This window comes from Leptobacterium meishanense, assembly GCF_037645805.1.
GTDB classification, from domain to species: Bacteria; Bacteroidota; Bacteroidia; order Flavobacteriales; family Flavobacteriaceae; genus Leptobacterium_A; species Leptobacterium_A meishanense.
The window spans coordinates 59,998-85,204 of the sequence record NZ_JBBEXE010000009.1 but is presented as its reverse complement, the minus strand read 5'-3'; the positions used below and the strand labels follow the sequence as shown (position 1 = coordinate 85,204).

The following is a 25,207-nucleotide window of genomic DNA, read 5'->3' as shown; positions in this document are numbered from 1 at the left end:
TTTGATTTAATTAATCTATGATAGCATCATAAATAATTTGTTGTATTACCGTTCTGGTGCCTTCCGTTATCAACTTTCTGTTTTCAGCAGTTGGATAAGTCCTGTTTGATAAAAATACATAAACTATTTCTTTCTCGGGGTCTGCCCATGTATACGTTCCCGTAAAACCACTATGGCCAAAGCTGTTCATAGAAACACATCCACAGGTAGGCCCTTCTTCTTCTAATTGAGGCTTATCAAACCCTACGCCACGCCTGTTGTTATACTCACAGAAATAACATGTGTTAAAACGGTCTATCGTACTTGTCTTGAAATACCGTTTCCCTCCATAATACCCTCCTTGCATGTACATCTGCATAATCTTAGCAACATCGTTGGCATTACCAAACAATCCTGCATGCCCTCCTACACCTCCCTGCATTGCCGCTCCCATATCGTGAACATATCCTCGAATAGGTTGATACCTGAAATACGTGTCTTCTTCTGAAGGGACAATTTTATTGCTTGGGAATTTTTCTAATGGCTTATATGTAGTATTATTAGCTCCCAAAGAACTGTAAAAGTATTCTTGAGTTAAGACATCTAACGGTTTTTTATATTCTCTTTCTACATATTCTTTAAGCAAGTAATATGGCAAATCACTATACCGGTATTCTTTTCTCCCCAGTAAATCACTCTCTAATATCCTATTGACAATAGTGTCTTTATAATCGCTTCTGAGGTATAAGTTTCCTGTAACCTTTGTAGTATAAAATTCGTCAGCTCGTTTTCTGTAATAAATTCCCGAAGGTTTTTTTGTTATCGAATCTAACGTATTTAAGTAATATGGTATCCATGGTCTAAACCTACCATAGTGAGAGAGCATTTCAAGCAATTGGATGTCTTCTTTGTTGGTTCCTTTAGCCGCTGGAAAAAATGATTTTAAAGGCGATTGAAGTGAAACTTTTCCGGCTTCTTCTAGTTTCATTACCATTGGTAAGGTAGCTAAAATTTTGGTCAATGATGCCAGGTCGTATATATGGTCAGATTTTATTTTCTCTCCTGAATCATACGTTGTATTACCAAAATTTTTATCATAGATCACTTTCCCTTTTCTGGCTATTAATATCTGAGCCCCGGGAAGTATCATGGAGTCAATTGCACGTTCCATAATAGTGTCTATATACTTTAAAAAAGTTCCGTCTATTCCCACACTTTCTGCAATTCCATACCGAAGCCTTGATAGTGAGTTAGTGGTTGTCCCCAAATTAACAGGAAGCTCTTCGTTAACAGACACCGGCAATATCCCTTTGAAAGGAATAGCTCCGAATATGGCTTGTGCCGATTTTTCCTGAGCTACTTTACTATTTTGATAACTTACAATAACTGTTTCAATATTACTGAGGGAAATAATATCTTTTAAAGCATATGGTTTTACGAAAACATCTAATATAACATTGTGGTTTCTAGCAACTTCATAAAGCCAGGTAAGCTCTTTGTTAGAAAATTTATACGATTTCCATGGGTTTGCATTAGAACGGTGAAGGCCGATAATTACCAGGTTATAGTGTTTAAGCTTTTCTAGGAGTTCATCAAGCCTGTTTGCAGTTACTTTATCTACACGTGTATATCGTTTTAGCGCATCTAAAAAATGGCTTCCATCGTCATCTCCCATAGGCACATAGGCTATTTTTTTTATTTCTAAGCTCCTCACAGGTACTAAATCCAATTTATTTTTTGCAACAGTTATACTGTTTTCTACCAACGTTTCATGTAATAACTCATCATGTATGGTATTTAGGTCTTCTATTAAATGGGTTGTTTTAATTGGTTGATAACTATGAAGCCCTACTTTATATTTTGTCTGTAATATCTTTTTTACGGAATGTGCCAACCGTTCCTCTGATATGATCCCATTCTGATATGCAGTTGTCATTTTTTCAAATGCTTTCGGTAAATCTTCCGGTATTAACAATACATCGTTCCCTGCCAAAAAAGCTGCCAGGTCTATATCTCCGGGAACTGTAAAGTTTGTGGCCCCTTTCATGTTTAATGCATCTGTGAAAATGAGGCCGTTAAATCCCATTTTTTCCTTTAAAAGTTTGGTGACAATATTCTCTGAAATAGATGAAGGATAGCCATTTCGCATTTCCAATGCAGGTACATTAAGATGGGCTACCATAACACTTTCTAACCCTTCTTTAATAAGTTTTTTGTATGGATAAAGTTCTACACTGTCAATGCGTGCTTCTGTAAAAGATACAGTAGGTAGTGTTTTGTGTGAATCTTGATCTGTATCCCCATGTCCCGGAAAATGCTTCCCACAGGTTATAATTCCTGCTTCTTGCATGCCTTTCATGATAGCTAACGCTTTTTGGGTAACATTTTCCTTATCTTCTCCAAATGATCTATTGCCTATGATAGGGTTATCAGGATTGGTATTGATATCAATATCCGGAGCAAAATTAATATGGACCCCTAATCGTTTGGCATGCATCCCTATTTGATAACCTGTTTCTCTTATCAATTTACTATCGCTAACTGCTCCAAGTGTCATGTTCCATGGGTATGCATAGGTTGAATCAAGCCGCATCGCCAATCCCCATTCAGCATCCATTGCAATAAGAAGCGGTATTTTAGAAAGTTCTTGGTACTCGTTAGTAAGCTTGGCCTGTCGTTTTGGGCCTCCTTTTGAAAATATAACTCCCCCAATATGATATTTTGCTATATTTCTTTTTATTTGATTGGTATGCAATGTGTCTTTTTCTGAGAAAACATCTATCATGAACAATTGTCCCACTTTCTCCTTCAATGTCATTGTGTTGTATAGGCTATCTACCCATTCATTCTGTGCCAATGAATCTTTCGTTACTAAAGGATGTACTTGTGCTACAGTTTCATGTAGATAGAATATTGCCACAAATATTAAAAAGTACCGCATTGTTTGGATTGTCATAAACACCTTCAGAAATTGAAATTAAAAAGACTTGTTGAAAAAACAGCTTTTTTAGGACTATTTAACAAATCGGGAATGCCAACTCTCCTTAGCAGGGACTTCCCAATGTTTTAAATACTCTCCTTTATTAGCAACCAGATTGTTAAACACAATAGTATTACCCGAAACAGCTTTGTTTTTAGCCATTTTTTTAAATTCAATTAACGGTTTATAAGTTATGTATTCCCCTTGCTTATAAGATACGTTCATTTTATCGAGTAAATCTATATTGTATTCCTGCTCCAGTTGCTGAATGAAACGGACCGATGTATCAATAGAGCAACCTGTAGCCGCTTGTAGGTCTTGATCTAAAGCAATGATGATAAAACGATTGTATTTGATTTGATACGACGCTTGCAAATTAGCTCCATGAGCAGTCCATTCCTCAAGAAACACTTTTAGTTTTTTTTCTATTTCGGCTATCTCAATATCAGAAAATTTTCGATTGGATTGATATATCCATATTCTTGATGAATCTGGTAAAGTATCAAATGTTACTAACATATACTATAGGTCATTTGCATTTGCTATTAATTCTGCTACGTCCAGTACCTGAACAGCAGCTTCTTTTTCTTTGTTTTTTATGCCATCTGTCATCATGGTATTACAAAACGGGCAGCCCGCCGCAATAATCTGCGGATGTGTCTCTAATGCTTGCTCTGTTCGCTCTATGTTGACATCCTTATCTCCCTTCTCAGGCTCTTTAAACATTTGGGCTCCTCCTGCTCCACAGCAAAGCCCATTTTTGCGGCACTTACGCATTTCTACCAATTCGGCATCTAGTTTTTTTATAAGTGCTCTTGGGGCCTCATATACATTATTAGCTCTTCCTAAGTAGCAAGGGTCATGAAATGTGATCCGTTTTCCTTTGAAAGCACCTCCTTGAACAGACAGTTTTCCCTCGTCTATAAGCGATTTTAAGAATTGAGTGTGGTGCATTACTTCATAATTGCCCCCTAATGAGGGGTACTCATTTTTCAATGTATTGAAACAATGCGGACATGTTGTAACTATTTTTTTCACTTCATAAGTGTTGAGCACTTCTATATTGGTTACAGCCTGCATTTGGAACAAGAACTCATTTCCTGAGCGTTTGGCCGGGTCACCGGTACAACTCTCTTCAGTACCTAATACTGCATAAGATATCTCCGCTTTATTAAGAAGCTTTACAAACGCTTTTGTTATTTTTTTGGCCCTATCATCAAAACTACCTGCACAGCCTACCCAAAATAGCACATCGGGTTGCTTTCCTTCTGCTATCAGTTCAGCCATTGTAGGTACTTTAATTGTTGTGTCGCTCATCTTATAAAGATTTATAATCAATTATTACTCATGTTTTCCATCGTCAAAGACTTCAATAGTGATTTCTTTTTCTATAAGGTCAGTAAATTTTCCATTATAGCGTGTAGCTCTCACCAAATGATTGTCTACCCAATGGTAATTTCCTCCTCTGGGTTTGCCCATCAACAGGCTATGATATTTAAAACCGTATTTATTGAGCCATTGCTCCGTTACTTCTCTATGAACCTCTGTACGAGAGGTGAAAAAACATATTATATGGCCTTCTTCATACCATTTATTAAGCGTCTCTAAAGCATCAGGGTATAATTCGGCAGTAGCCATCCGTTCCGGTGCTTCATTCGGGATATCATCACAGATTGTTCCATCAATATCAATCAGGTAGTTTTTTATACCCTTAGGCAATATGGGACTCACATGCGACCCCTGTTCCACCTTTTCATGTAATAATTTTTCTATTTCTTCTTTCTTCATAGTTTAAAAATATATCATGCTTCGTTTTTCCAGTTCAACCTGTCCATTTGATTGTACGGCCAAGGCGCTCCATTATTTTCAATATTGGTCATCATATTGTTTAATTCTACCGGAGCTGCTGATTGCTCCATCACAAGGTACCTCCTCATGTCCATGATAATAGATAACGGATTAATACTTACAGGACATGCTTCTACACATGCATTACAAGAAGTACATGCCCATAATTCTTCCTTGGTTATGTAATCATCTAGTAATTGTTTTCCATCATCTACAAATGTGCCTTTATTGTTATCAATATTTTTCCCGACTTCCTCTAAGCGATCGCGGGTGTCCATCATAATTTTGCGAGGAGAGAGCTTTTTCCCCGTTTGATTGGCAGGACACTCACTAGTGCAACGGCCACATTCTGTACATGTATATGCATTTAAAAGCTGTACCCTATTCAAATCCTGTACATCAGATGCGCCAAATTTCTCAGGAGGGGTAGCTGTTTCAGCAGGTACTGTAAAGGGGTCTGCGTTCGGATCCAGCATTAATTTCACCTCTTTGGTTACCGCTTCCAAGTTATCAAACTGTCCTTTGGGGTTTAAACTTCCAAAATACGTGTTGGGAAATGCCAATAATATATGTAAGTGCTTTGAATAATATAAATAATTCAAAAATATAAGAATGCCAATGATATGTAGCCACCATGCAGTACGTTCTATCATGATAAGTGTGGCTTCTGAAAAACCATCAATTATAGGTAACAAATATTGGCTTACAGGAAAAAACCCAGCTTGTGTATAATGGTCTGATCCTAGTTGTTGTAGTTGATAATCAGAAGCATTCATAATTAAAAAAAGCATCATCAACACTACTTCAAAATATAGGATAATATTCCCGTCATTCTTAGGCCATCCTTTCATTTCAGGTTTAATGAACCTTTTAAGTTTTATGATGTTTCTACGAACCCAAAACACTAAAACCGCTACTATTACCAGCAATGCCAATATTTCAAAGGACCCTATGAGGATGTTATAAATTACTCCCAAAGAAGCAAAAACACGATGTGTGCCAAACAGGCCATCCATAATGATCTCTAATACTTCAATGTTAATAATAATAAAACCTATGTATACAATAATATGAAGCAATCCAGCTATAGGCCTCACTATCATTTTTTGCTGACCAAAAGCAATCATAATCATATTCTTCAAGCGTTTAGCCTTGTGATCACTTGCATTCACTTCTTTACCTAGTTTTATGTTTCGTATCAATTTCTTGATATTCATTACAAAAAACCCAATGCCTAGAATAAGGATTATGGCAAAAATTAAGCTGGCTATATAACTTGTCATGCTTTAGTTGTTTTCTTTCGTATCTGATGGAGGTTCATATGGTTTTGGCTTCTTCCCAAATAATGAAAAATGCACATAACGCTTAGGGTTTAACCGCATATCTTCCAGTAGAAGTCCTAACTCTTGTGATGCACCTGATAAGTTATCATATAATTTTTTATCATTTACAAGTTTTCCTAAAGACCCTTCTCCTTTTTCAATTTCATTCAATATTTTGTTAAAACTGGTAATTGTTGTCTCTAATTTTTTAATAGTTGCCCCTAAATTCGCTTCAGAGAGCGAGTCTGATACTTTAGATAAGTTTGCGCTTACATTTTCTACGTTATCCAATGTATTCCTCAATTTTTCTTCATTGTCAGTTACAATACCTCCTATAGCTTCAGAGGCTTTCCTAAAATTAGCTATCGTCCGGTTTAACTCGCCAATGCTTCCTCTTATATTTTGTTTGGTTTCTGCGTCCATTATTTGGTTAATATTTCCAAGCAATGAATCGGCATTTGTTAGCATATTGCCTAATTGCTCTTGTAGAGGCGTTAACTTCTGTGTAACCAATTCTGTCAACCCGGGTTTTACTGAACTGATAAGTGTATCCCCTGATTGTGCTATTCTGCTATCATCAAAAACAGGAATAACCTGAATGCTTTTCCCTCCTATAATTCCGGTGTCGAACAATTCTGCTTTACTGTTTTTAGAAAACTCAAACTCATCTTCTATATTAAATGTTACAAGCAATCGTCCCTTTTCATCCAAAAACCGGATATCTTTTATTTTCCCAACATTAAACCCATTTATCATAACAGGGGTTCCCGGAGCCAACCCACCTACGTGGTTATATATAACATAATACGTACGGTATGATTGAAATACAGAATTTGATTTTAAGTAACTGAAACCAAGGACAAAAAGCAATATACCCCCCAGTACAATAATAGCAGTTTTAATTTCTCGAGATAGTTTCAAATGAAGGGTTTTTGCGTTTTAAACAAATTTAGAAATATTTTTATGAAAAAGAAGTCAATCGCGAATTGATTTCAGCGCTTCATCTATTGTTATCCGTAATCCATTTTTATAAGCCACTATAAATGCAGATGTATACCCCTTCTTCTTTGCTTTGGTTTGGAGTTCTTTGGCTTCTTCTAAGGTGTTGACCGCTCCATAAAAATAGCGGTAGATGTTATTAAATTTCTCTTTTGAAATAGGGCTCAGGCCTTTAAAGTTATAAGCTTTTGTCTCAAGAAGTGTAGCACCGGCAGCCAATTGAACCTTGAATGTTACTAGGCCTGTAGACAGAACATTTTTATTCTCAGAAAGTGTTTCTGTTTCGTTTGTAATGGGGTTAATTTCTCCTGTTTCATACGAAAAATCGTTCCCTACATTTTCTTCAATTGATTTTTTATATGTTACTATCCCAAAAGCAATAGATTTGGCCATCTCTCCCTGTCCGGTGGCAGAATTCAAATATCTCCCTTCTGGTTTATAGGTCAAAAAACCTGTTTCTACCAATACACTGGGCATAAATGTTTGGTGCAATACAATAAATCCCGCTTGTTTTACACCTCTATTAACCCTTCTCAACTTATTTGTAAAGCCATCTTGTATATTTTTAGCTACTTCTATGCTTTGATCTAGAAATTCCTCCTGCATAATGGTCAACCCTATGACAGACTCCGGAGAGTTAATGTCATAAGCTGCATATTTGGTTTCATAATTTTCTTCCAGATAGATCACCTCGTTTTCTGCCTTTGCTACTTCAAAATTTTGTTGGTTAGCATGGAGTCCTAAAACAAAAGTTTCTGTTCCATGTGCTTTACTATTGTGTGAATTACAATGTACAGAAACAAATAGATCGGCATTAGCATCATTCGCTATTTTACCTCGCATAAAAAGGTCTACAAATTTGTCCGTTTTGCGGGTATATACAACTTCAATATCTTCATTTTTTTCCAAAAACGCCCCTATGGCGAGTACAATTTTAAGCGCTATATCTTTCTCTTTGTAGCCATTTCCTACATTACCAGGATCGTGCCCGCCATGACCCGCATCTAGCACCACCTTAAATTTTTTCTTTTTCGGAGGATCCAATGGTGCATATCCGTACAAAACAAACAATGAAAAAAGTAATCCGAAAAGGGGTTGTTTTTTTAATAATTGCTTCATAAAATAATAACTATTTTCCACAGTTATTTATTTGATTCAAATAATTTTAACTGCTCATTTATACAGACAAAAAAATATACGTATGTTTGGCTCTCCAAAAATTGAGCCATACTTTTACAAAAATAGGATATAAAGCTTTGCAGGCAAAACGGTACTATATACTTTCATCGATTATTTTATTCTTTTTTGGCTTCATTGTGTATGCCCAAGAAACCCCTGTGAGGCAGCCTTTAAAAATTGAAGCTGAAAAAGATTCTACAGCAATCACTGCAAAAGCACTTATTCAAAATACTGTAGCCATCGATTCTGTCCGAACTGATAGCCTTACCATAGATTCCATTCCTCAAAAAGAACCTTTACTATTAGACAAAATAGATTATAAGGCAAAAGACTATGTCCGCATTAGTCAAAAAGATAAAAAAATATACCTATATAATGAAGCCGAGGTGTATTATCAGGATACAGAATTAAAATCAGGCATCATTGTTATAGATTATGAAAAAAATGAAGCTTATGCCGGACGTATCAAAGATACAGCCGGAAATTACATTCAGCCTCCCTACTTTAAACAAGGTGGGAATGTGGTAGAGCCTGATTCCATACGCTTTAACTACGATACACAAAAAGCATTGATCTGGAACTCCCGATCAGAACAATCAACAGGAGGTACTGGAGGTGTTGGCGGTGTGAATATTGGTGCAGGAGGTGGAAACATCAATGTTTTTGCTGAGCTCACAAAAAAAGAAAACGATTCTGTTTACTATCTTCAAGAAGGAAAACTAACAACTGACAAAAATCTAGAGGATCCTGATTATTACATCCGTATCCGAAAAGGAAAATTTGTTCCTAAGAAAAAAGTAATTGCTGGCTTTAGCAACATGTATATAGCTGATGTCCCTACGCCTATTGCAGTCCCTTTTGCCTATTTTCCTTTAACACAAAGCAGAACATCAGGATTCATATTTCCTACCTTTTCACAATCTAATGAACGAGGGTTCTTTTTACAGAATGCAGGCTATTATTTTGCCATAAGTGATTATGTTGATTTAGCTTTAATGGGAGATTATTTCACCAACGGAAGTTATGGTTTCAGGGCTGAGGCTACGTATGCATTGCGTTACCGTTTTTCAGGTGCTTTTAATTTTCGTTATGAGAACAATATTACCAGTCAAAAAGGGTTTCCTGATTTCAGTAAAAGTACAGTATTCAATCTACAATGGCGGCATACCCAGGATGCTAAAGCCAATCCGAACTCTCGTTTCTCTGCATCTGTAAATGTGGGAAGTAGTCGGTTCTTCAGAGAATCTCTTAACCTCTTGAATACCTCAAACTTTCTGCAAAACACGCTGCAATCATCTATTTCATATTCCAAAACATTTCCGGGATACCCTGCTGTAAATCTAAGTTTAACAGCTTCTCACTCACAAAACACCAATACGGAAACGGTTAATATGATCCTTCCTACTTTTCAAGGAAGTGTAGAACGTATATTTCCTTTTGCTCCGAAAGAAGGGGTGAAAAAAGGGATTTTTCAGAACATTAACTTTCAATACAATGTAAGAGGCGAAAACAGAATTCAAACAACAGACTCCCTTTTCTTGAAAAAAGAAATGTTTGATGATGCTAAAATGGGCTTTCGGCACACCATTCCGATAAGTACCAACTTTAAAGTGGCTAAATATCTAAGTGTCTCTTTATCTGCAAACTATGATGATGTTTGGACATTTGAAACCATCCGGAGAAGAGACTTTGATGAAACACTCAACACAGTACCTATTGACACTTTAAAAGGCTTTGACCGTTTTGGACAGTATAATTTCAGTGCTAGCATTGGTACTACATTATATGGTACATTCAATTTTGGAGAAGACAAAAAGATACAGGCCATCCGGCATGTTATGAGGCCATCTATTAGTTACGGTTATACACCTTCATTTGACCAATATTATGAAGAATATGTAGCTAATGAAACAGGCGAAATCCGGGAGTTTACACGATTTGAAGGGAGTATTTTTGGTATTCCGAGCAGAGGGAACTCCAATAACATAGGTATCTCCATCAGTAATACCATCGAAGCTAAAGTAAAGAACAAAGACACTACAGCTACAGAGCCCAAAAAAATTAGCATCCTCAACAGCCTCAATTTCAATACCTCATACAACATTGCTGCAGATTCACTTCCTTGGAGTCCTCTAAGAATGACCGGAGGCACCCAGCTACTGAACAATAAAATGAGTGTTAATTTTGGTGCTACTTTTGATCCTTACGCTATTGATAATAATGGTAGGCGTATTGATGTGTTCAACATTGATAATGGTGGTAGTTTATTTCGGTTGACCAATGCCAACCTTACCTTAAACTACTCACTTTCTAGCAAAACCTTTCAAAAGGGGAAAGACGATAAAAAAAATGATAAAAAATCTGTAGAAGAAGAAGTTGATGAAACTTTTTTTCAAGACAGTTTTTCATTAGGCAGAAATCAACGAAACCGTTTTGATGACGATAATGAGGAAGAGCGGGAAAATAAATTGTATAATACGGAAATCCCCTGGGACCTACGTATTGGGTATTCTATGAATTATAATAATTCCAATCGGCAAAAGGAAATTACTACCAATACGGTTCAATTCAGCGGAAATGTATCGCTATCTCCAAAATGGAAAATCAGGTTTTCTTCAAGTTATGATATAAAAAACCAAGGGTTTGGACACACCAATCTGGGCTTTCAAAGAGACCTGAATACCTGGCGGATGAGCTTTGATTGGCAACCTTTCAGGGAAAATGGCACCTGGTTTTTCTTTATAGGGATAAAAGGTTCCATTTTGAGTGACATCAAATGGGAAAAACGAAGAGAACCGGACAGAAGACTTTAAAACTAAATTATATATTTATAACATATGAAAACAATTATAAAAACAAATGATGCCCCAGCTCCTATTGGCCCATACAATCAAGCTGTATTTGCAGGCAATACACTTTATATTTCAGGACAAATACCGATTGACCCTAAAACTAATGAACTCGTTTCCTCAGGAGTTAAAGATGAAACTGAACAAGTGATGAAAAACCTTCAGGGTATTTTAACTGAAGCTGGAATGACTTTTGAAAATGTAGTGAAATCATCCATTTTTTTAAAAGACATGCACAACTTTGCTGAGGTCAACAATGTTTATGGTAGCTATTTTAATGAAGAAACAGCACCTGCTAGAGAAACAGTTGAGGTTGGGAACCTCCCTAAATTTGTAAATGTTGAAATTTCTATGATTGCAATTAAATAGCGTATTTTCTATTACTGTTTTTTATTTGAAACTATTGGTAAATAGCTTTATGGTGCTGAACTAGTCCATCAATAGGCCTTCTTAAAATTTTTCCTAGGTTTAAATTGTTCTCGCTCATAATAATTCTTAGTTCATCCTGAAGGTAGTATGCAATACTCCCTACAAAATGTATAGCGACCTGCTCTTTGGCTTGTTGATACTGTTTTATGGAGTTCTCTATAAACAGTTGCATGCCTTTTTGTATTAACCGCTGGCAGTATTCTTCATTTTTGTTTTGAATAACAAATTTGGCAAACGTAGCGAGGTAGGTATTCGGATTGGGCTGTCTGTATAAATTATTCTTTATAACATCTGCTTCCAAATCATACTCTTGTTCAAACTTACCAGCGAGTTTCGGTGGCATTTTATGATAATAAAAGTCTCTCAACAATTGCCGGCCAAAATAATTACCGCTACAATCATCCATCAAAACATAACCCAACGAGGTCACTTTTTGAAAAACCTCATGGCCATCATAATAACAACAATTGGAACCCGTACCCAGAATACAAACAATCGCATACTCATCCGGTGCCACTGTCGCATATACTGCTGCATAAGTGTCCTCTTTCACAGTAATCTTAGCATTTATAAAATATTCTTGAAAAATATCTTTTAAGTAGTTTCGCATTCGGAGTGTCCCACATCCTGCTCCATAAAAATGAAGCTGACTAACCTCTTTTTTGTTTTTGGAAAGCTCAAAATTATTAACTAAACGCTCTACAATTATCTCACGTGTCAATACTTCAGGGCTCAATCCCAATGTCTGGGTCATGAAAAGTTTATCTCCTGTATCATTAAGTGCTATCCAATCTGATTTTGTGGCTCCGCTATCTACTATTAATATCATGCTTTGTGTATTAAAAACAAGAATTCCCCTATTAAACGGGAATTCAAAAACGCTATTTTAGCTATAATGAAGTAATGTATTCTGCTAAGTCTACCAACTTGTTCGAGTAACCCGCTTCATTATCATACCAAGATACTACCTTAAAGAATTTAGAGTTAAGTTGAATCCCTGCCTCCGCATCAAATATACTGGTACGTATATCGCTTACAAAGTCTTGTGAAACAACTAACTCATCCGTATATCCTAAAATCCCCTTGAGTTCCCCTTCGGATGCTTCTTTCATAGCTTCTTTGATGGCTTGATAGGAAGTTTCTTTTTCAAGGCGAACTGTTAAATCCACTACAGAAACATCGGCCGTAGGAACCCTAAATGCCATTCCGGTAAGTTTTCCTTCCAATTCAGGGATCACTTTAGTTACTGCTTTGGCTGCACCAGTTGACGCAGGAATAATATTTAAAAGTGCGTTTCTTCCACTTCGGTAGCTTTTTCGAGAAGGGCCATCTACCGTCAATTGAGTAGCTGTAGTAGCGTGTACCGTAGTCATAAGACCTTCTTCTATACCAAATTTGTCATTTAATACTTTAGCTAATGGTGCTAAACAATTTGTGGTACATGAAGCATTGGAAACTATAGTATTAGAAGCTTTTACCTTTTTATGATTTACCCCCATCACAAACATAGGAACATCTTTAGAAGGTGCTGATATAACCACTTTTTTCGCTCCTGCATCAATATGTGATTGTGCTGTTTCCAATGTTGTGAAAATTCCTGTACATTCAGCAACAACAGCTGCTCCAACAGCGTCCCATTTTAAATTTTTAGGATCTCTCTCTGCTGTAACCCGAACTGTTTTCCCGTTTACAATAAGACCTCCGTTTTTTACTTCAACAGTGCCTTCAAATTTACCATGGACAGAATCATATTTCAACAAATAAGCTAAATGCTCTACATCTAACAGATCATTTATAGCCACTACTTCTACATTTGCCCTTTTTACAGTAGCCCTAAAAACCAATCGTCCTATTCTTCCAAAACCATTAATTCCAATTTTTACTTTTGACATTGTTTTTTCCTTTTTTAGTTACGTTCTTTTTTAATTTTTATGTTGACATGATATCAGAAACCCGTAACAATTCCTTATCAATTGTAGTTTGTCCCTTTACTGCTTTATCTATAGGGGTCAATGTTATTTCACTTCCTACAACCCCAACCATATAATTTGTTTTTCCTTCTAAAATACTTTCTACTGCCTTAACACCCATTCGGCTTGCCAATACCCTATCGTAACAAGATGGAGAACCTCCTCTTTGTATATGTCCTAAAACAGAAACCCGTACATCATAGTCAGGGAGGTTGTCTTCTACATATTCTTTTAGTTCAAAAACATTTTTTCCGGTTTTATCTCCTTCTGCAACGACTACAATGCTGGATGATTTTCCTGATTTTCTACTTCGTTCCAATGATTCTAACAAACGGTTTAATCCCAGGTCTTCTTCCGGAATGAGTATTTCTTCTGCCCCGGCCCCTACTCCAGCATTCAATGCAATATAGCCCACATCCCGTCCCATTACTTCTACAAAAAACAATCGATTATGTGAGCTTGCTGTATCACGTATCTTATCTATTGCTTCTACAACAGTATTTAGAGCTGTATCGTACCCAAGTGTGAAATCAGTTCCGTAAATATCATTATCAATGGTTCCGGGAATTCCCATAACCGGAAAACCATATTCTTCATTAAAAACCATAGCTCCGGTAAAGCTACCATCCCCGCCTATTACCACAAAAGCTTCTATTTCTTCTTTAACAAGTTGTTCATTTGCTTTTTTACGTCCCTCAACAGTTCGAAACTCTTGTGAACGAGCTGATTTTAATATAGTTCCTCCTCTATTAATAATATTGTTTACACTACGAGCGTTCAATTCTTTAAAATCTCCTTCTATCATTCCCTGATACCCCCTATATATACCAATACATACTATTTTGTGATATGCGCAAGTACGAACCACAGAACGAATAGCGGCATTCATTCCCGGAGAATCACCTCCGGAAGTAAAAACTGCTATTTTTTTTATGCTTTCAAGCATTATTTTTTCTTTTTAGAATAGTAAAACTACCAAACTTATTTTAATTTTCTAATATTGTAATAGCTTATTTAATACGCTTTTAGCATTTCAAACGTTTTCGTTAATAAATTTTATTTTATGACTTTAGCTACACTTGATTATATTCTCATTATTTCTTTTTTTTTAGTCTCTCTTGCCGTTGGAATTTGGGTATCAAAATCTTCAGGAAAAGACACTAAGTCATTCTTTCTTTCAAGTCGTAATATGCCTTGGTGGTTGTTAGGCGTATCCATGGTAGCTACCACTTTTGCAGCAGACACCCCTAATTTGGTGGCAGGAATAGTACGAGAGGACGGCGTATACGGTAATTGGGTATGGTGGAGTTTTTTATTAACGGGAATGTTGACCGTTTTCTTCTATGCCCGTTTATGGCGCAAAAGTGGTGTCACAACTGATCTTGAGTTCTATGAACTTCGATATAGTGGCAAACCTGCTGCTTTTTTGAGAGGTTTTCGGGCCATCTATTTAGGGGTATTTTTTAATATCGTTATAATGGCCAATGTATGCTTGGCTGCTGTTAAAATAGGGCATGTGATGTTTGGGTTTTCTCCTCAACAAACTTTATTAATTGCTTCTATTGTTACTGTGCTATATGCTGCCTTAGGTGGTTTGAGGGGAGTGTTAATAACCGATTTTATACAATTTATCATAGCAATGGTGGGTAGTATCTGGGCAGCATTCTATATTATAAACTTACCTGAAGTTGGTGGTATTAAAAATATTTTAAATACACCTTCTTTGGCGGATAAAACCAATATATTTCCTGACTTCTCTCAACCGGAAGTATATATTCCATTGCTTATTGTACCGTTAGCTGTGCAGTGGTGGAGTGTCTGGTATCCGGGAGCAGAGCCGGGAGGTGGTGGTTATATTGCACAGCGCATGTTGGCTGCTAAAAATGAAAAGCATGCTACCGGTGCCGTACTATTTTTTAATTTTGCACATTACGCATTACGCCCTTGGCCATGGATTATTATCGGGCTGGCATCCCTCATAGTTTTTCCTAATCTGGAATCATTACAAGCTGCTTTTCCTAATTTAGATGCTGGTTATGTTAAAAATGACCTATCCTATCCAGCTATGCTTACTTTTCTGCCAGCAGGGCTCTTGGGGATTGTTATCACCTCTCTCATCGCGGCTTTTATGAGTACAATATCTACACACCTGAATTGGGGAAGTTCTTATGTGGTGAATGATTTTTACAAGCGTTTCATAAAACCGGATGCTTCCGAGAAGGAATTAGTGTTGACTGGAAGGATTTCAACATTCATAATGATGGTTTTAGCTGCTTTATTGGCATTGGTGTTGGAGGAGGCTAAAGAAGCTTTTGACCTTTTACTCCAAATTGGTGCAGGAACTGGTTTGTTATTTATTTTGAGGTGGTTTTGGAAACGAATCAACCCGTATAGTGAAATTGCGGCCATGATCATATCATTTGCCATTGCATTAATCTTCTTTATTGATGGGAAACAAACACAGCCTTTCTTTATTATTGCTGGTCATTGGAAACTGGTATTAGGGGTTGTTGTTACTACTTTAGGATGGGTTTTGGTTACATTATTAACCCGGCCTTCCAATAGAGAAACCATCATTGATTTTAACCAGTTGATTTTTGAAGGGGATTCTAAATTTAAAGGATTTCGTTATAAAATTGGTGCATTTATATGTGGTATAATTGGTGTATACGCTGCGCTCTTTGCTACCGGTTTTTACATTTATGGAAACTATACTCATGCATCACTTTTAACCGGAGTGGTCATTATAACTTCTTTTTTTCTTATACGGCTCTGGAGAAAAGTTTTTTAATCTTGGGAAGCCTTTTTGTTTTTAGAAGAAAAGTTTAATAGTCCGTTGCCTATGTTTTCTCGTTTTGGAGTTTCTTCCTGCTCTTTTTTCTTTTCTGATTTTTTAAACAATTTTCGGAAAAGTTCCCTAAAAGTATCAAAATCTACTTGATAAGAAAGCCCTATACCTTGAGTATATCCCTGCCTGTCTGATAAAAATTGTTGAATTTCATTTTGTTTGTTGAATATTTTTGCACTTAAAGAACCATCCTCATTTAATAGGATTTGCACTTCTACATCACCAGCCACTACCGACTCAGTAACACCACCTACAGGAACCCCAATTTTACCATTGATAAGTATCCTGTCGCTCACCTGTGTAGATACGGTAACACCCAATCGGTCTTGTGTGTTTACTCCCAAAAGGTTTCTGTTTCCCTGTTCATAAGACAATCCAACATCAAATTTCCCATCCCCATCGTTTAAAATATCATTTATTAAACTAGAAGCTGTTTCTATCAAATTGCCTGTTAAAGCTTGTTGCGAAATACTCACTTCATCTATAAATGTGCCTTGAGACAATAATGAAAGTGCTTGTAACTCACGCCTGTTCCGATCTTCTAATCGATACTCCAATTCAGAAACAACAACACCATTTGTGTTTGGAAAATTAATATCATAATCAATCGTTGGTTGTAAAAGCTCTCCTTCCAATTTTATAACAACATCAGTATCAATTTTCCTAGTAATGGAATTGTTATCCAACAAAATAGCCGGATTTGCCGTTGTTGAATACACCGCTTCCATATTAAGGTTTGCTTTCAACGGGTCACCATCCCAAGTGATGGTTCCACCAGGCAACACCCGCAATTCTTTAGTGAGTAAGCCCCTGTATTTAAAATTATAGATTCCCGTGAAAGTAATGAAGTCACCCCACATCCTGAATTTTCCATTCGTATTAATCTCTATGAGCAAATTCCCTGCTCCGGTTCCTTTCAGGGTACTTCCTGTTTTTCGGTCAATTACTATTTCTACTTCTGCATCAGGAGTTACATCAAGGTCAAATGACAATTCCAGGCCTTCGTACTCTAAAAGTTCCCGTTTTCTTTTTACTTCTTCACTTTCATTCTTATCTATGAACCGGATATAGGATGTGTCTCCTATTGTTGTCACATCACTTATAGGTATTTTAAAGCTTGTCCCTTTTTCCGTCCTTGCGGCTACATTTATATTCAATGCATTGGTAAACCCTGAAATAGTTGCTTCTCCACTAATAAACCCGGTACCATAATACAATGCATCCTCATCATATTCCGTGTTTAATACTAGAAACTTCTCTCCTAATGTGTTCAATTTCAAATCTAAAAACCAATCTTGAAAATTGGTATGTGTGATGGTTCCGTCTAAAAGTGATTGTGTATTGTATTTTGTATCTGTTAGAACTACATTATCAAATTCAAAGGATTGCCCATAAAGTTTTACGTTTGCCTCGTCATCAAAATCAACAGCTACATTAAGATAGGGAATATTCAATCCAGTTCCATTTAAGGTCAATTGTCCATTCATGTCAGGGTTTTTAAGGTTTCCTATTACTGCTACATTTCCTGATAAATAACCTTTAAGATTGGACAATACTTCTCCTCCTAATGGGCTAAAGGGGCTTAAGTCTAAATCATTAAGCGATAGTTGCAGGTCTACATCAGGTCCCGAAGAAGTAAACCTGGCATCGCCGGCTATTCTCAGATTTTCCAGATTGTTGTTTGTTAAGTTAGCATCTACAGTATAGGTTTTCATATCTTCATCTCCTATTACCCCAACAGTTAGTTTTCCTAATTTTTGGCTGTTTACAGTAAAATCATCTATGAATAGGTTGGATGAAGAGAAGTAATTTTTGTTTTGTTGTAATATATTCATGTCACCATTCAGTATTCCTTCCATGGACAAACTGTCTATTGATGGGCTTATTTTATCTAGTGCCACATCTTTAAATCGTAACTTAATGTTTTTATATGTGGAATCAACCAATTCTCCTTGAAGTCTTATGTATTCATCATCTAAGCTCATTTCTATTTCTTCAATGGTAATACTATCTAATGTCCGATTGAAAACAACTTTATTTTTTGTATTCCCTTTCTCATTAAGCACCCATTTATTCCCCTTAAAGCCAACATCAGAAGTTTTTAACCCTATGACTGAGCTTTTATCTTTATTGAATGTATGGTAAAAGTTAAGATTGTAAATATCATTATACTCCTTCCCTTTCCCTCCTTTAAATTCTGTCCTAAAAAATAATGTGTCTTTAATCGTTGTATTGATAAGGTTAAAATCTTTAATTTTATAAAACCCCGCATCAATATCTTGTACTTCCACATAGGTATTAAAGAGTGGGTTTTTGTTATCGATCCGAAGTTTTACATCATCAAAAACATTTCCATAAACACTCAGGTATGGAGATTTAAACGTTAATTTAAAATCTCCTTCGTCAGCTATCATACTTCCTTTGACCGTCGTACTTTTCCCAAATACAATTTCAGGAAAAAATACTTCTACTATTTTATTATAAATCTTTAAGTTGAAGTCCATGTATTGCCCTTCGGATACTCTATGCGGACTATAGTTTGTATAAATACTTCCTATAGAATTTTCTATTAATTTCCCTACCTCATCAAGGTAAAATTTTCCTTTTACAGTTCCGGTGATAATATCAGGTGAATTAATTTCTATAATACGTTCCTCTCCTGAAAAAGAAGAGCTTAAACTAAAATCATCAAAAGAATAGGTGTTGTTGGGGTTGGTATAGTTAGTATTTAAAAAATTAATATCCCCCTCCAGATTTTCAATAGTGTTCCCTGTCATGTTCATATTTACAACACCTTTAAAAATGGAAATACTGTCAGTGGTAATAAAATGAAGTTTTTTAAAATCAGCATAGGCCACATCAGCAGTAAAATTAAACTTGTTTTTAGCTCCGGACATATCTGCCAACCCTTCAAAAGTAAATTGTGCATTAGGGTCTGATGATACCAGTTTGCCATCAAAGAGTTGATCTCTCAACAAACCAGCTACTTGAAGGTCTCTATAATCATAATCATTATAGTTGAGTTTAAAAACTTTTCCTGTAATCTCTGTGTTAAGTTTTTTTTGAGTGAAGCCACTGCCAACTACATCAAAATCGGAAGTGATTCTTCCAAACGCCTTGTCATTTACAAAAGTCCCTATATCAAAATTCAAAAAAGATACAAAACCTTGATATGAAGCATTATCAATGTCTCCGATATTTGACAATTCCATATCTGCATAACTGCTTCCTAAACCAGTATATAAGTTAATTGCCATGTTTATTTTTTCTTCGGTCACAGATGCGTTGCCCCTTATAGTAAATTGCTCCAAGCGTTTTAAAGAAGAAGGCAAACTTTTTCCTAAAATATCCGGCAATAACAATTGCAATTGATCATAACTGGATGTTACATTTTCCATCTCTGCACCTAATCGAAATGGAGCCGATGAAGTAACAATATTCTGAAAATGGAAATCCCCTTTTATTAATGAATTTCCGGATTCCAGATCGAAATTTTTTGCGGTAAAATCATTTAAAACACCTTCCACTTCTGATGAAAAAACCACTAATTTATTAGCCCCAAACTCATTGTAAAAAAGGTTTATTTCATCTAATGATACTTCTGACTGCTCAAAATTTGCTGTTATATTAACTTTATTGATAAAATCGGCCATATCTTCCCTTTTGTAGTCAAAAACAACCATACCTTCTATGTCTGAAAGGGAGGTAAGGATGGACAAATCCTCAAACCGCATTTGTTGAGGGGTATATGAAAATTGGGTTTGCAGTCTACGCATTGCAATACCCCTACCTGTGGTAAATGCCAATTCATCTATAGCTCCGGCTACATTAGGCCCTTCAATAATAAAGTCATCTACTTCAATAAATAAGTTCTCAAAATCTAAAACCCTTGGTTTTGAAACATTCTCATCTATTAAACGAAACTTACTTTCTTCAATAGAAACATCTGAGGATGTTAATATAAATGTACTTTTCGAAATCGTATCTGAAGGGTTTTCTAATTTAGCTATAAATACATCTAGGTTAGTAAGCGGCTCCCCTTCATAGGTCTTTAAATTGAATGTAAGACCTTCTATATTCACCGTGCCAAATTTCAGGTTATTGTTAATGGCATTCCTTACACTCAAAAGTGATGTGTTCAATTCTTGAATATAAACGAGTGTGTCTTTCTTATGGTCTTCTATATAGATACCTTTCAAACCTACCCGCCCAAAAAAAGAGAGGTCTACTTTGTCAATGTTAATATTAGTGCCAAATTCTGTATTAATTTTGTTTGTGGCCCACTTTGCTAATTTGTTCTGTACAGGGGGTAAAGAAAATAAAATACCCATTATTACAAATAATGATAAGAGTACAATAACTGTACGAATAAGTATTTTTCTATATCTTCTGATCTTTTTTATTGTTTTACTTTTGTATTAGTTCAATTTTCATTCCAAAAAGAACATTGATGAGCTCTTCTGAAAACATAATTATATTAGCTATTGAGTCTTCATGTGATGACACTGCTGCTGCTGTACTACACAACGGAAAAGTATTATCTAATGTTGTTGCCAGCCAAAAAATTCACGAAGAATATGGAGGAGTTGTCCCTGAATTAGCATCAAGAGCACATCAACAACACATTGTCCCAGTGGTTCATCAATCGTTAGCCAAAGCAAATATCGATAAAAAACAATTATCTGCCATAGCTTTTACAAGAGGCCCGGGGTTAATGGGTTCTTTACTTGTTGGTACTTCATTTGCTAAATCTTTAGCACTTGGGCTGAACATCCCGCTCATAGAAGTAAACCATATGCAGGCACATGTTCTAGCACATTTTATTCGAGAAGAAGGGCATCATGTTCCATCATTCCCTTTTTTAGCGATGACCATTAGTGGTGGGCATACACAAATTGTAAAGGTCAACAGCTATTTTGATATGGATATAATTGGAGAAACACTTGATGATGCCGTTGGTGAAGCGTTCGATAAAAGTGCCAAGATTCTCGGATTGCCTTATCCCGGAGGACCTTTAATAGACAAGTATGCGCAAAAAGGATTCCCTAAGGCATTTCCTTTTCCAAAACCAAAAGTAGAAGGGCTTAATTTTAGTTTTAGTGGGTTTAAAACCAGTGTACTTTATTTTATCCAGCGAAACATGACCAAAAACCCTGATTTCATAAAAAATAATTTAGAAGACATTTGTGCTTCTATACAATATACGATTATCCATATTTTGATGGATAAACTTAAAAAAGCAGCGAAACAAACCGGCATTAAAGAAGTAGCTATTGGCGGTGGGGTTTCTGCTAACTCAGGAATTAGAAAAGCAATGGAAGTGGCAGAAAAAAAATATGGTTGGAAGGTGCACATCCCTAAATTTGAATATACTACCGATAATGCTGCAATGATTGGCATTGTTGGACATTACAAATACTTGAGAAAAGATTTTACAGATGAAACCGTTTCCGTAAAAGCTCGTTACACATTATAAATTACGTATAACAAGTACCTATATGCAGTTATTTTACAACCCTAATATTACCCAAAAAACACAGCAAATCACTTTTGATAAAGAAGAGAGTATACATATTATAAAAGTACTTCGAAAAAAAGAAGGGGATACATTACATATTACTAATGGCAAAGGTTGGTTGTTTAAAGCTATTATTACTGTCGCTCATATAAAAAACTGTGTGGCCACTATCAAAGAGCAGAAAGAAAAGCTCTCCAAAAAGTACTACCTTCATATGGCTGTGGCTCCCACTAAATCGAATGACCGTTACGAATGGTTTTTAGAAAAAGCCGTTGAAATAGGTATTCATGAAATCACCCCCATTATTTGTGAACACTCCGAACGAAGAAAAATAAATCCCTCACGTTTTGAAAAAATTATTCAATCAGCCATGAAGCAATCACAACAATGCTTTTTGCCTAAACTCAATCCAGCTGTTTCGCTAAAAGAGTTTTTAAAAACATCTCATGAAGGACAAAAATTTATAGCCCATTGTGGTGAAGGGGAAAAATATACCCTCAAAAGAAATCTAATGCCTGACCATAGAGTTACCATTCTAATTGGCCCTGAAGGGGACTTCTCAGAAGCAGAGTTACAACTTGCCAAAAAAGATGGGTTTTTACCCCTTACACTAAGTGAAAATCGACTTCGTACGGAAACAGCAGCGGTAGTTGCATGCCATGGTGTGGTTTTTGTGAATTCTTTTTGATCAGCCTTATGAACAATACCATTAGATCTCAGGAGATTTCTTTGAAAACAATTGTTAACACATTTAAGAAAGTAACACATGAAACTCTTTAAAAAAACATTTCCATACTCTTTTTTGTTTTTCACTATAAGCATGTTGTCACAAGAAAAAAATCAAGAGTGGCAACAGTTAAAGGAAGCTGCCCATGCAATTGGTTATTGTACATACCATTCAAATATGTCTTATTGTAATGAGCATATCCCTGAAAAAAATAAACGCGAGAAAAAAGCAAACAAGGATGAAGATGTATATTACTTTCTAATGGAAGAAGAATGGGCTACAACCCGTGTAAAAGAGTGGGCTACAAAACAACAAAATGATCCTGAGAATTACCTTATCATGTTTGATATATTACAAGGGGAAAGCATAAACGGGCAAAAAACAATCCAAAAACCCTACAATAGTTTTTTTATACTGAACCTGACCGATCCTATCGTTATTGGCTTATCTAGTAATATGGATGGCTCTATAGCGCGAGTTTCCATCAAAGTTCGCAATAATAATGGTCTTATCTTAGAAAATACACTCTGGCGTGAATTTATATCAAACCGGACAGGCTTGATACAAAAAAACATTTCCTTTACTATCCATTCAGAAAATCAAGCAAAAGAGTCCCTTCATGCATTTATGAATGCACTCAATGAATTTAACAAACTGCTAGAAAAATAAATTTTACCTCTTTATTTTTTTAAAAATTACGGTTTTACCGTAGAATACTACTTTTTTTGTAAGCTTATTTGTTTTTGTTAAAAAAGGTTGTACATTGTATCACCCTCCCGTTATTTTTCAATTCAAATTTTGTCGGCAATTAAACAATGTAACAAAATAACCTATAAACTGGTATTGTTTCTATAACACAATATCAAAAACAACCAATTATGAAAATAAACGATCAAGAAAAAGAATTGTTTAATTACATTGACAGCATCATACCTGAAAGCGGTCAATTAGAGTACGACTTTAACGATCCTAAACAGTTTGAATTTGCCCTAATGTTTGCTCAAAAAAGCTTTGATACCGAACGTTATCCGGGAATTATTGAATCTTTACACGTTAAAAAGAGGGCGCAGGAACAAAGAAAGGTGGTAAAAAACACTTTAGAAACGGATACCGGTTTCCAAAACATGTTTGGTATCCCGGGTGTCGGTCTTGATTCTACAACACGGAATGTAGCCTCTAATGGAATAGGGACTATCGTCGGTGGATATGCAAGTATGAGTTTGTTACTGTTTATTAAGGATAATGCTACAGGGAACATTATTACACATGCTGCAAACAATGATATGGCAGGTACACTGTTATCTGTTGCAACCTCTCCAAACTCCGGTACAGCCAATTTAGATGTTACTTCATATTTAAGCTATTCAGGCACTCCAAAGAAGGCTCAAAACCAACTAGAAGACCCTACCCCTATTTCCGGTATTGCAAAAAGAGGAGCTTATAACACTACTGCCGATCCCACCATTTCTGCACCCGTAAGGACCACTTCCAATCCCAGAATACCAACCGCTATCAACATCGGATTAGGAAGGCCTTGGACAGATCAAGGAGGAACTTCAGGGTTTGATTATGCTTGGAACGAACCTACTTCCAGTAGTCCTATTGGAAAAATACCCTTTGTGGGAAGTGTTGTTTTTAATCAAGCAATACAAACACTTACTCCAAATTCAAACTTCTTGCTTCAAATTTATGTAGCCAATCAGGTAAATGGCGGTACTGTAACATTAAATGTAACGGATATGGCTACGGTATACTCCAGGTTTAGTATAGACCCTGCCAATCCTAATAAACTAAATTGGAATCTGCCTGCCGGCATCTCCACAAGCGATCCAGGCAATCCGATTGTTTTTCAACATATAACATGGCCTACGGACATGGAAGCGCTGTTTTATTGCCAAATCATCGTAACACTCGCCGATGGAAGCTTAGGAAGCGCAAATGTCCAGAGCCAGCTTACTTCAGATGATGATCCATTAGATGGCACATTAGGTATCATGCCTATTGCTTTTATATGGCATTGCTTAGGTGAAGACACTGTAGTGGACATGGCAGAAGGGGGAAGTAAACCCATAGCAGATATTGTTGCCGGAGACTTTGTAAAAACTGATTTTAACGGCGGAACAGCAAAAGTAGAGTGGACTAATAAAGGAATGCACATCGGAGGTGCTTTAAAAATATGCTTAGAAAACACCGTAGAAATTACCACAAGTGACAACCATGTATTTTTTACAAACAACAAACCTACACCTGCTTCAGAACTAAAAGAAGGAGATCCATTAATTACCAAAGAAGGTCCTGTGAAAATAACAGCAATTGAAACAATACGCGATTTCAAAGGGATGTTCTACAATATAGCCACACGACCTTATGAAAGGCCTGAAGATTTTAATGGGATTATTGGTTCTTTCATAGCAAATGGGGTTAAAACCGGAGATGTAAACGCTCAAAAAGCATATAGACATATGCTATCTAATGATAAAGAATGGGTAAAAAAACAAATACCTTCCTACTTATACAAAGACCTCGATTCATTTTTTGAAGACAAAAAATAACTAACCA

At 36.1% G+C, this 25,207-nt stretch carries 18 protein-coding genes; 7 read left to right on the top strand and 11 right to left on the bottom strand.

Annotated features, from left to right (window positions below):
• Nucleotides 1-10: 10 nt before the first annotated feature.
• From WBG21_RS10255 to WBG21_RS10225, 7 genes are all read right to left on the bottom strand, one after another.
• Nucleotides 11-2,920 carry a glycoside hydrolase family 3 N-terminal domain-containing protein gene (locus tag WBG21_RS10255; RefSeq protein WP_340077559.1) on the bottom strand — a complete coding sequence of 970 codons (2,910 nt, stop codon included), beginning with the start codon at nt 2,918-2,920 and terminating at the stop codon, nt 11-13.
• Between the two features lie 72 nt (nt 2,921-2,992).
• Nucleotides 2,993-3,478 carry an ABC transporter ATPase gene (locus tag WBG21_RS10250; RefSeq protein WP_340077557.1) on the bottom strand — a complete coding sequence of 162 codons (486 nt, stop codon included), beginning with the start codon at nt 3,476-3,478 and terminating at the stop codon, nt 2,993-2,995.
• A gap of 3 nt (nt 3,479-3,481) precedes the next feature.
• Nucleotides 3,482-4,276, bottom strand: a complete 795-nt coding sequence (locus WBG21_RS10245; RefSeq protein WP_340077555.1) for a (Fe-S)-binding protein — start codon at nt 4,274-4,276, stop codon at nt 3,482-3,484.
• A 24-nt stretch (nt 4,277-4,300) separates the two neighbouring features.
• Nucleotides 4,301-4,747, bottom strand: a complete 447-nt coding sequence (locus WBG21_RS10240) for an LNS2 domain-containing protein (protein WP_340077553.1) — start codon at nt 4,745-4,747, stop codon at nt 4,301-4,303.
• 14 nt (nt 4,748-4,761) lie between these two features.
• On the bottom strand, nt 4,762-6,090 hold the full coding sequence (locus WBG21_RS10235; RefSeq protein WP_340077551.1) for a (Fe-S)-binding protein: 1,329 nt from the start codon (nt 6,088-6,090) through the stop codon (nt 4,762-4,764).
• A 3-nt stretch (nt 6,091-6,093) separates the two neighbouring features.
• Nucleotides 6,094-7,050 (bottom strand): MlaD family protein, encoded by a 957-nt coding sequence (locus tag WBG21_RS10230; RefSeq protein WP_340077549.1) that lies wholly within the window; start codon nt 7,048-7,050, stop codon nt 6,094-6,096.
• Nucleotides 7,051-7,104: 54 nt separating this feature from the next.
• Nucleotides 7,105-8,247, bottom strand: coding sequence for an N-acetylmuramoyl-L-alanine amidase (locus tag WBG21_RS10225; RefSeq protein WP_340077547.1), 1,143 nt, complete (start codon nt 8,245-8,247; stop codon nt 7,105-7,107).
• An 86-nt stretch (nt 8,248-8,333) separates the two neighbouring features.
• On the opposite strand from WBG21_RS10225, the gene WBG21_RS10220 reads away from it, so the two are divergent.
• Together WBG21_RS10220 and WBG21_RS10215 are read left to right on the top strand one after the other, a co-directional pair.
• A complete protein-coding gene (locus WBG21_RS10220; RefSeq protein WP_340077545.1) occupies nt 8,334-11,120 on the top strand; it encodes a putative LPS assembly protein LptD in 2,787 nt (928 codons plus the stop codon).
• Nucleotides 11,121-11,144: 24 nt separating this feature from the next.
• Entirely contained in the window at nt 11,145-11,525 is a 381-nt protein-coding gene (locus WBG21_RS10215; protein WP_340077543.1) for a RidA family protein, read from the top strand.
• Nucleotides 11,526-11,556: 31 nt separating this feature from the next.
• Here the strand turns inward: WBG21_RS10215 and WBG21_RS10210 are convergent, their stop codons facing one another.
• The 3 genes from WBG21_RS10210 to pfkA all read right to left on the bottom strand — a co-directional run bounded on the left by WBG21_RS10210 (nt 11,557) and on the right by pfkA (nt 14,501).
• Nucleotides 11,557-12,414: an N-acetylglucosamine kinase gene (locus tag WBG21_RS10210; protein WP_340077541.1), complete on the bottom strand. Its 858-nt coding sequence runs from the start codon at nt 12,412-12,414 to the stop codon at nt 11,557-11,559.
• 61 nt (nt 12,415-12,475) lie between these two features.
• Nucleotides 12,476-13,477 (bottom strand): type I glyceraldehyde-3-phosphate dehydrogenase, encoded by a 1,002-nt coding sequence (gap, locus tag WBG21_RS10205; protein ID WP_340077539.1) that lies wholly within the window; start codon nt 13,475-13,477, stop codon nt 12,476-12,478.
• A gap of 37 nt (nt 13,478-13,514) precedes the next feature.
• A complete protein-coding gene (gene pfkA / locus WBG21_RS10200; protein ID WP_340077537.1) occupies nt 13,515-14,501 on the bottom strand; it encodes a 6-phosphofructokinase in 987 nt (328 codons plus the stop codon).
• Between the two features lie 117 nt (nt 14,502-14,618).
• Here pfkA and WBG21_RS10195 point away from each other — a divergent pair, with 117 nt between their 5' ends.
• Nucleotides 14,619-16,346: a sodium:solute symporter family protein gene (locus WBG21_RS10195; protein WP_340077535.1), complete on the top strand. Its 1,728-nt coding sequence runs from the start codon at nt 14,619-14,621 to the stop codon at nt 16,344-16,346.
• On the opposite strand, the gene WBG21_RS10190 is transcribed toward WBG21_RS10195, so the two are convergent.
• On the bottom strand, nt 16,343-20,734 hold the full coding sequence (locus WBG21_RS10190) for a translocation/assembly module TamB domain-containing protein (protein ID WP_340077533.1): 4,392 nt from the start codon (nt 20,732-20,734) through the stop codon (nt 16,343-16,345). The two genes, WBG21_RS10195 and WBG21_RS10190, sit on opposite strands and share 4 nt — an antisense overlap.
• A 119-nt stretch (nt 20,735-20,853) precedes the next feature.
• Here WBG21_RS10190 and tsaD point away from each other — a divergent pair, with 119 nt between their 5' ends.
• From tsaD to WBG21_RS10170, 4 genes are all read left to right on the top strand, one after another.
• Entirely contained in the window at nt 20,854-21,879 is a 1,026-nt protein-coding gene (gene tsaD, locus WBG21_RS10185) for a tRNA (adenosine(37)-N6)-threonylcarbamoyltransferase complex transferase subunit TsaD (protein ID WP_340077531.1), read from the top strand.
• A gap of 22 nt (nt 21,880-21,901) precedes the next feature.
• Nucleotides 21,902-22,609 carry a 16S rRNA (uracil(1498)-N(3))-methyltransferase gene (locus tag WBG21_RS10180; protein WP_340077529.1) on the top strand — a complete coding sequence of 236 codons (708 nt, stop codon included), beginning with the start codon at nt 21,902-21,904 and terminating at the stop codon, nt 22,607-22,609.
• A 78-nt stretch (nt 22,610-22,687) separates the two neighbouring features.
• A complete protein-coding gene (locus tag WBG21_RS10175; RefSeq protein ID WP_340077527.1) occupies nt 22,688-23,317 on the top strand; it encodes a hypothetical protein in 630 nt (209 codons plus the stop codon).
• 209 nt (nt 23,318-23,526) lie between these two features.
• Nucleotides 23,527-25,200 (top strand): Hint domain-containing protein, encoded by a 1,674-nt coding sequence (locus tag WBG21_RS10170; RefSeq protein ID WP_340077525.1) that lies wholly within the window; start codon nt 23,527-23,529, stop codon nt 25,198-25,200.
• Nucleotides 25,201-25,207 lie beyond the last annotated feature (7 nt).

What these genes read in the sequence shown, in the direction of transcription:
- WBG21_RS10215 (WP_340077543.1), top strand. Translation starts at nt 11,145, where the DNA reads ATGAAAACAATTATAAAAACAAATGATGCCCCAGCTCCTATTGGCCCA.
- WBG21_RS10170 (WP_340077525.1), top strand. Translation starts at nt 23,527, where the DNA reads ATGAAAATAAACGATCAAGAAAAAGAATTGTTTAATTACATTGACAGC.
- WBG21_RS10190 (WP_340077533.1), bottom strand. Translation starts at nt 20,734, where the DNA reads ATGGGTATTTTATTTTCTTTACCCCCTGTACAGAACAAATTAGCAAAG.
- tsaD (WP_340077531.1), top strand. Translation starts at nt 20,854, where the DNA reads ATGAGCTCTTCTGAAAACATAATTATATTAGCTATTGAGTCTTCATGT.
- gap (WP_340077539.1), bottom strand. Translation starts at nt 13,477, where the DNA reads ATGTCAAAAGTAAAAATTGGAATTAATGGTTTTGGAAGAATAGGACGA.
- WBG21_RS10250 (WP_340077557.1), bottom strand. Translation starts at nt 3,478, where the DNA reads ATGTTAGTAACATTTGATACTTTACCAGATTCATCAAGAATATGGATA.
- WBG21_RS10175 (WP_340077527.1), top strand. Translation starts at nt 22,688, where the DNA reads ATGAAACTCTTTAAAAAAACATTTCCATACTCTTTTTTGTTTTTCACT.
- WBG21_RS10225 (WP_340077547.1), bottom strand. Translation starts at nt 8,247, where the DNA reads ATGAAGCAATTATTAAAAAAACAACCCCTTTTCGGATTACTTTTTTCA.
- pfkA (WP_340077537.1), bottom strand. Translation starts at nt 14,501, where the DNA reads ATGCTTGAAAGCATAAAAAAAATAGCAGTTTTTACTTCCGGAGGTGAT.
- WBG21_RS10240 (WP_340077553.1), bottom strand. Translation starts at nt 4,747, where the DNA reads ATGAAGAAAGAAGAAATAGAAAAATTATTACATGAAAAGGTGGAACAG.
- WBG21_RS10255 (WP_340077559.1), bottom strand. Translation starts at nt 2,920, where the DNA reads ATGCGGTACTTTTTAATATTTGTGGCAATATTCTATCTACATGAAACT.
- WBG21_RS10180 (WP_340077529.1), top strand. Translation starts at nt 21,902, where the DNA reads ATGCAGTTATTTTACAACCCTAATATTACCCAAAAAACACAGCAAATC.
- WBG21_RS10245 (WP_340077555.1), bottom strand. Translation starts at nt 4,276, where the DNA reads ATGAGCGACACAACAATTAAAGTACCTACAATGGCTGAACTGATAGCA.
- WBG21_RS10210 (WP_340077541.1), bottom strand. Translation starts at nt 12,414, where the DNA reads ATGATATTAATAGTAGATAGCGGAGCCACAAAATCAGATTGGATAGCA.
- WBG21_RS10195 (WP_340077535.1), top strand. Translation starts at nt 14,619, where the DNA reads ATGACTTTAGCTACACTTGATTATATTCTCATTATTTCTTTTTTTTTA.
- WBG21_RS10235 (WP_340077551.1), bottom strand. Translation starts at nt 6,090, where the DNA reads ATGACAAGTTATATAGCCAGCTTAATTTTTGCCATAATCCTTATTCTA.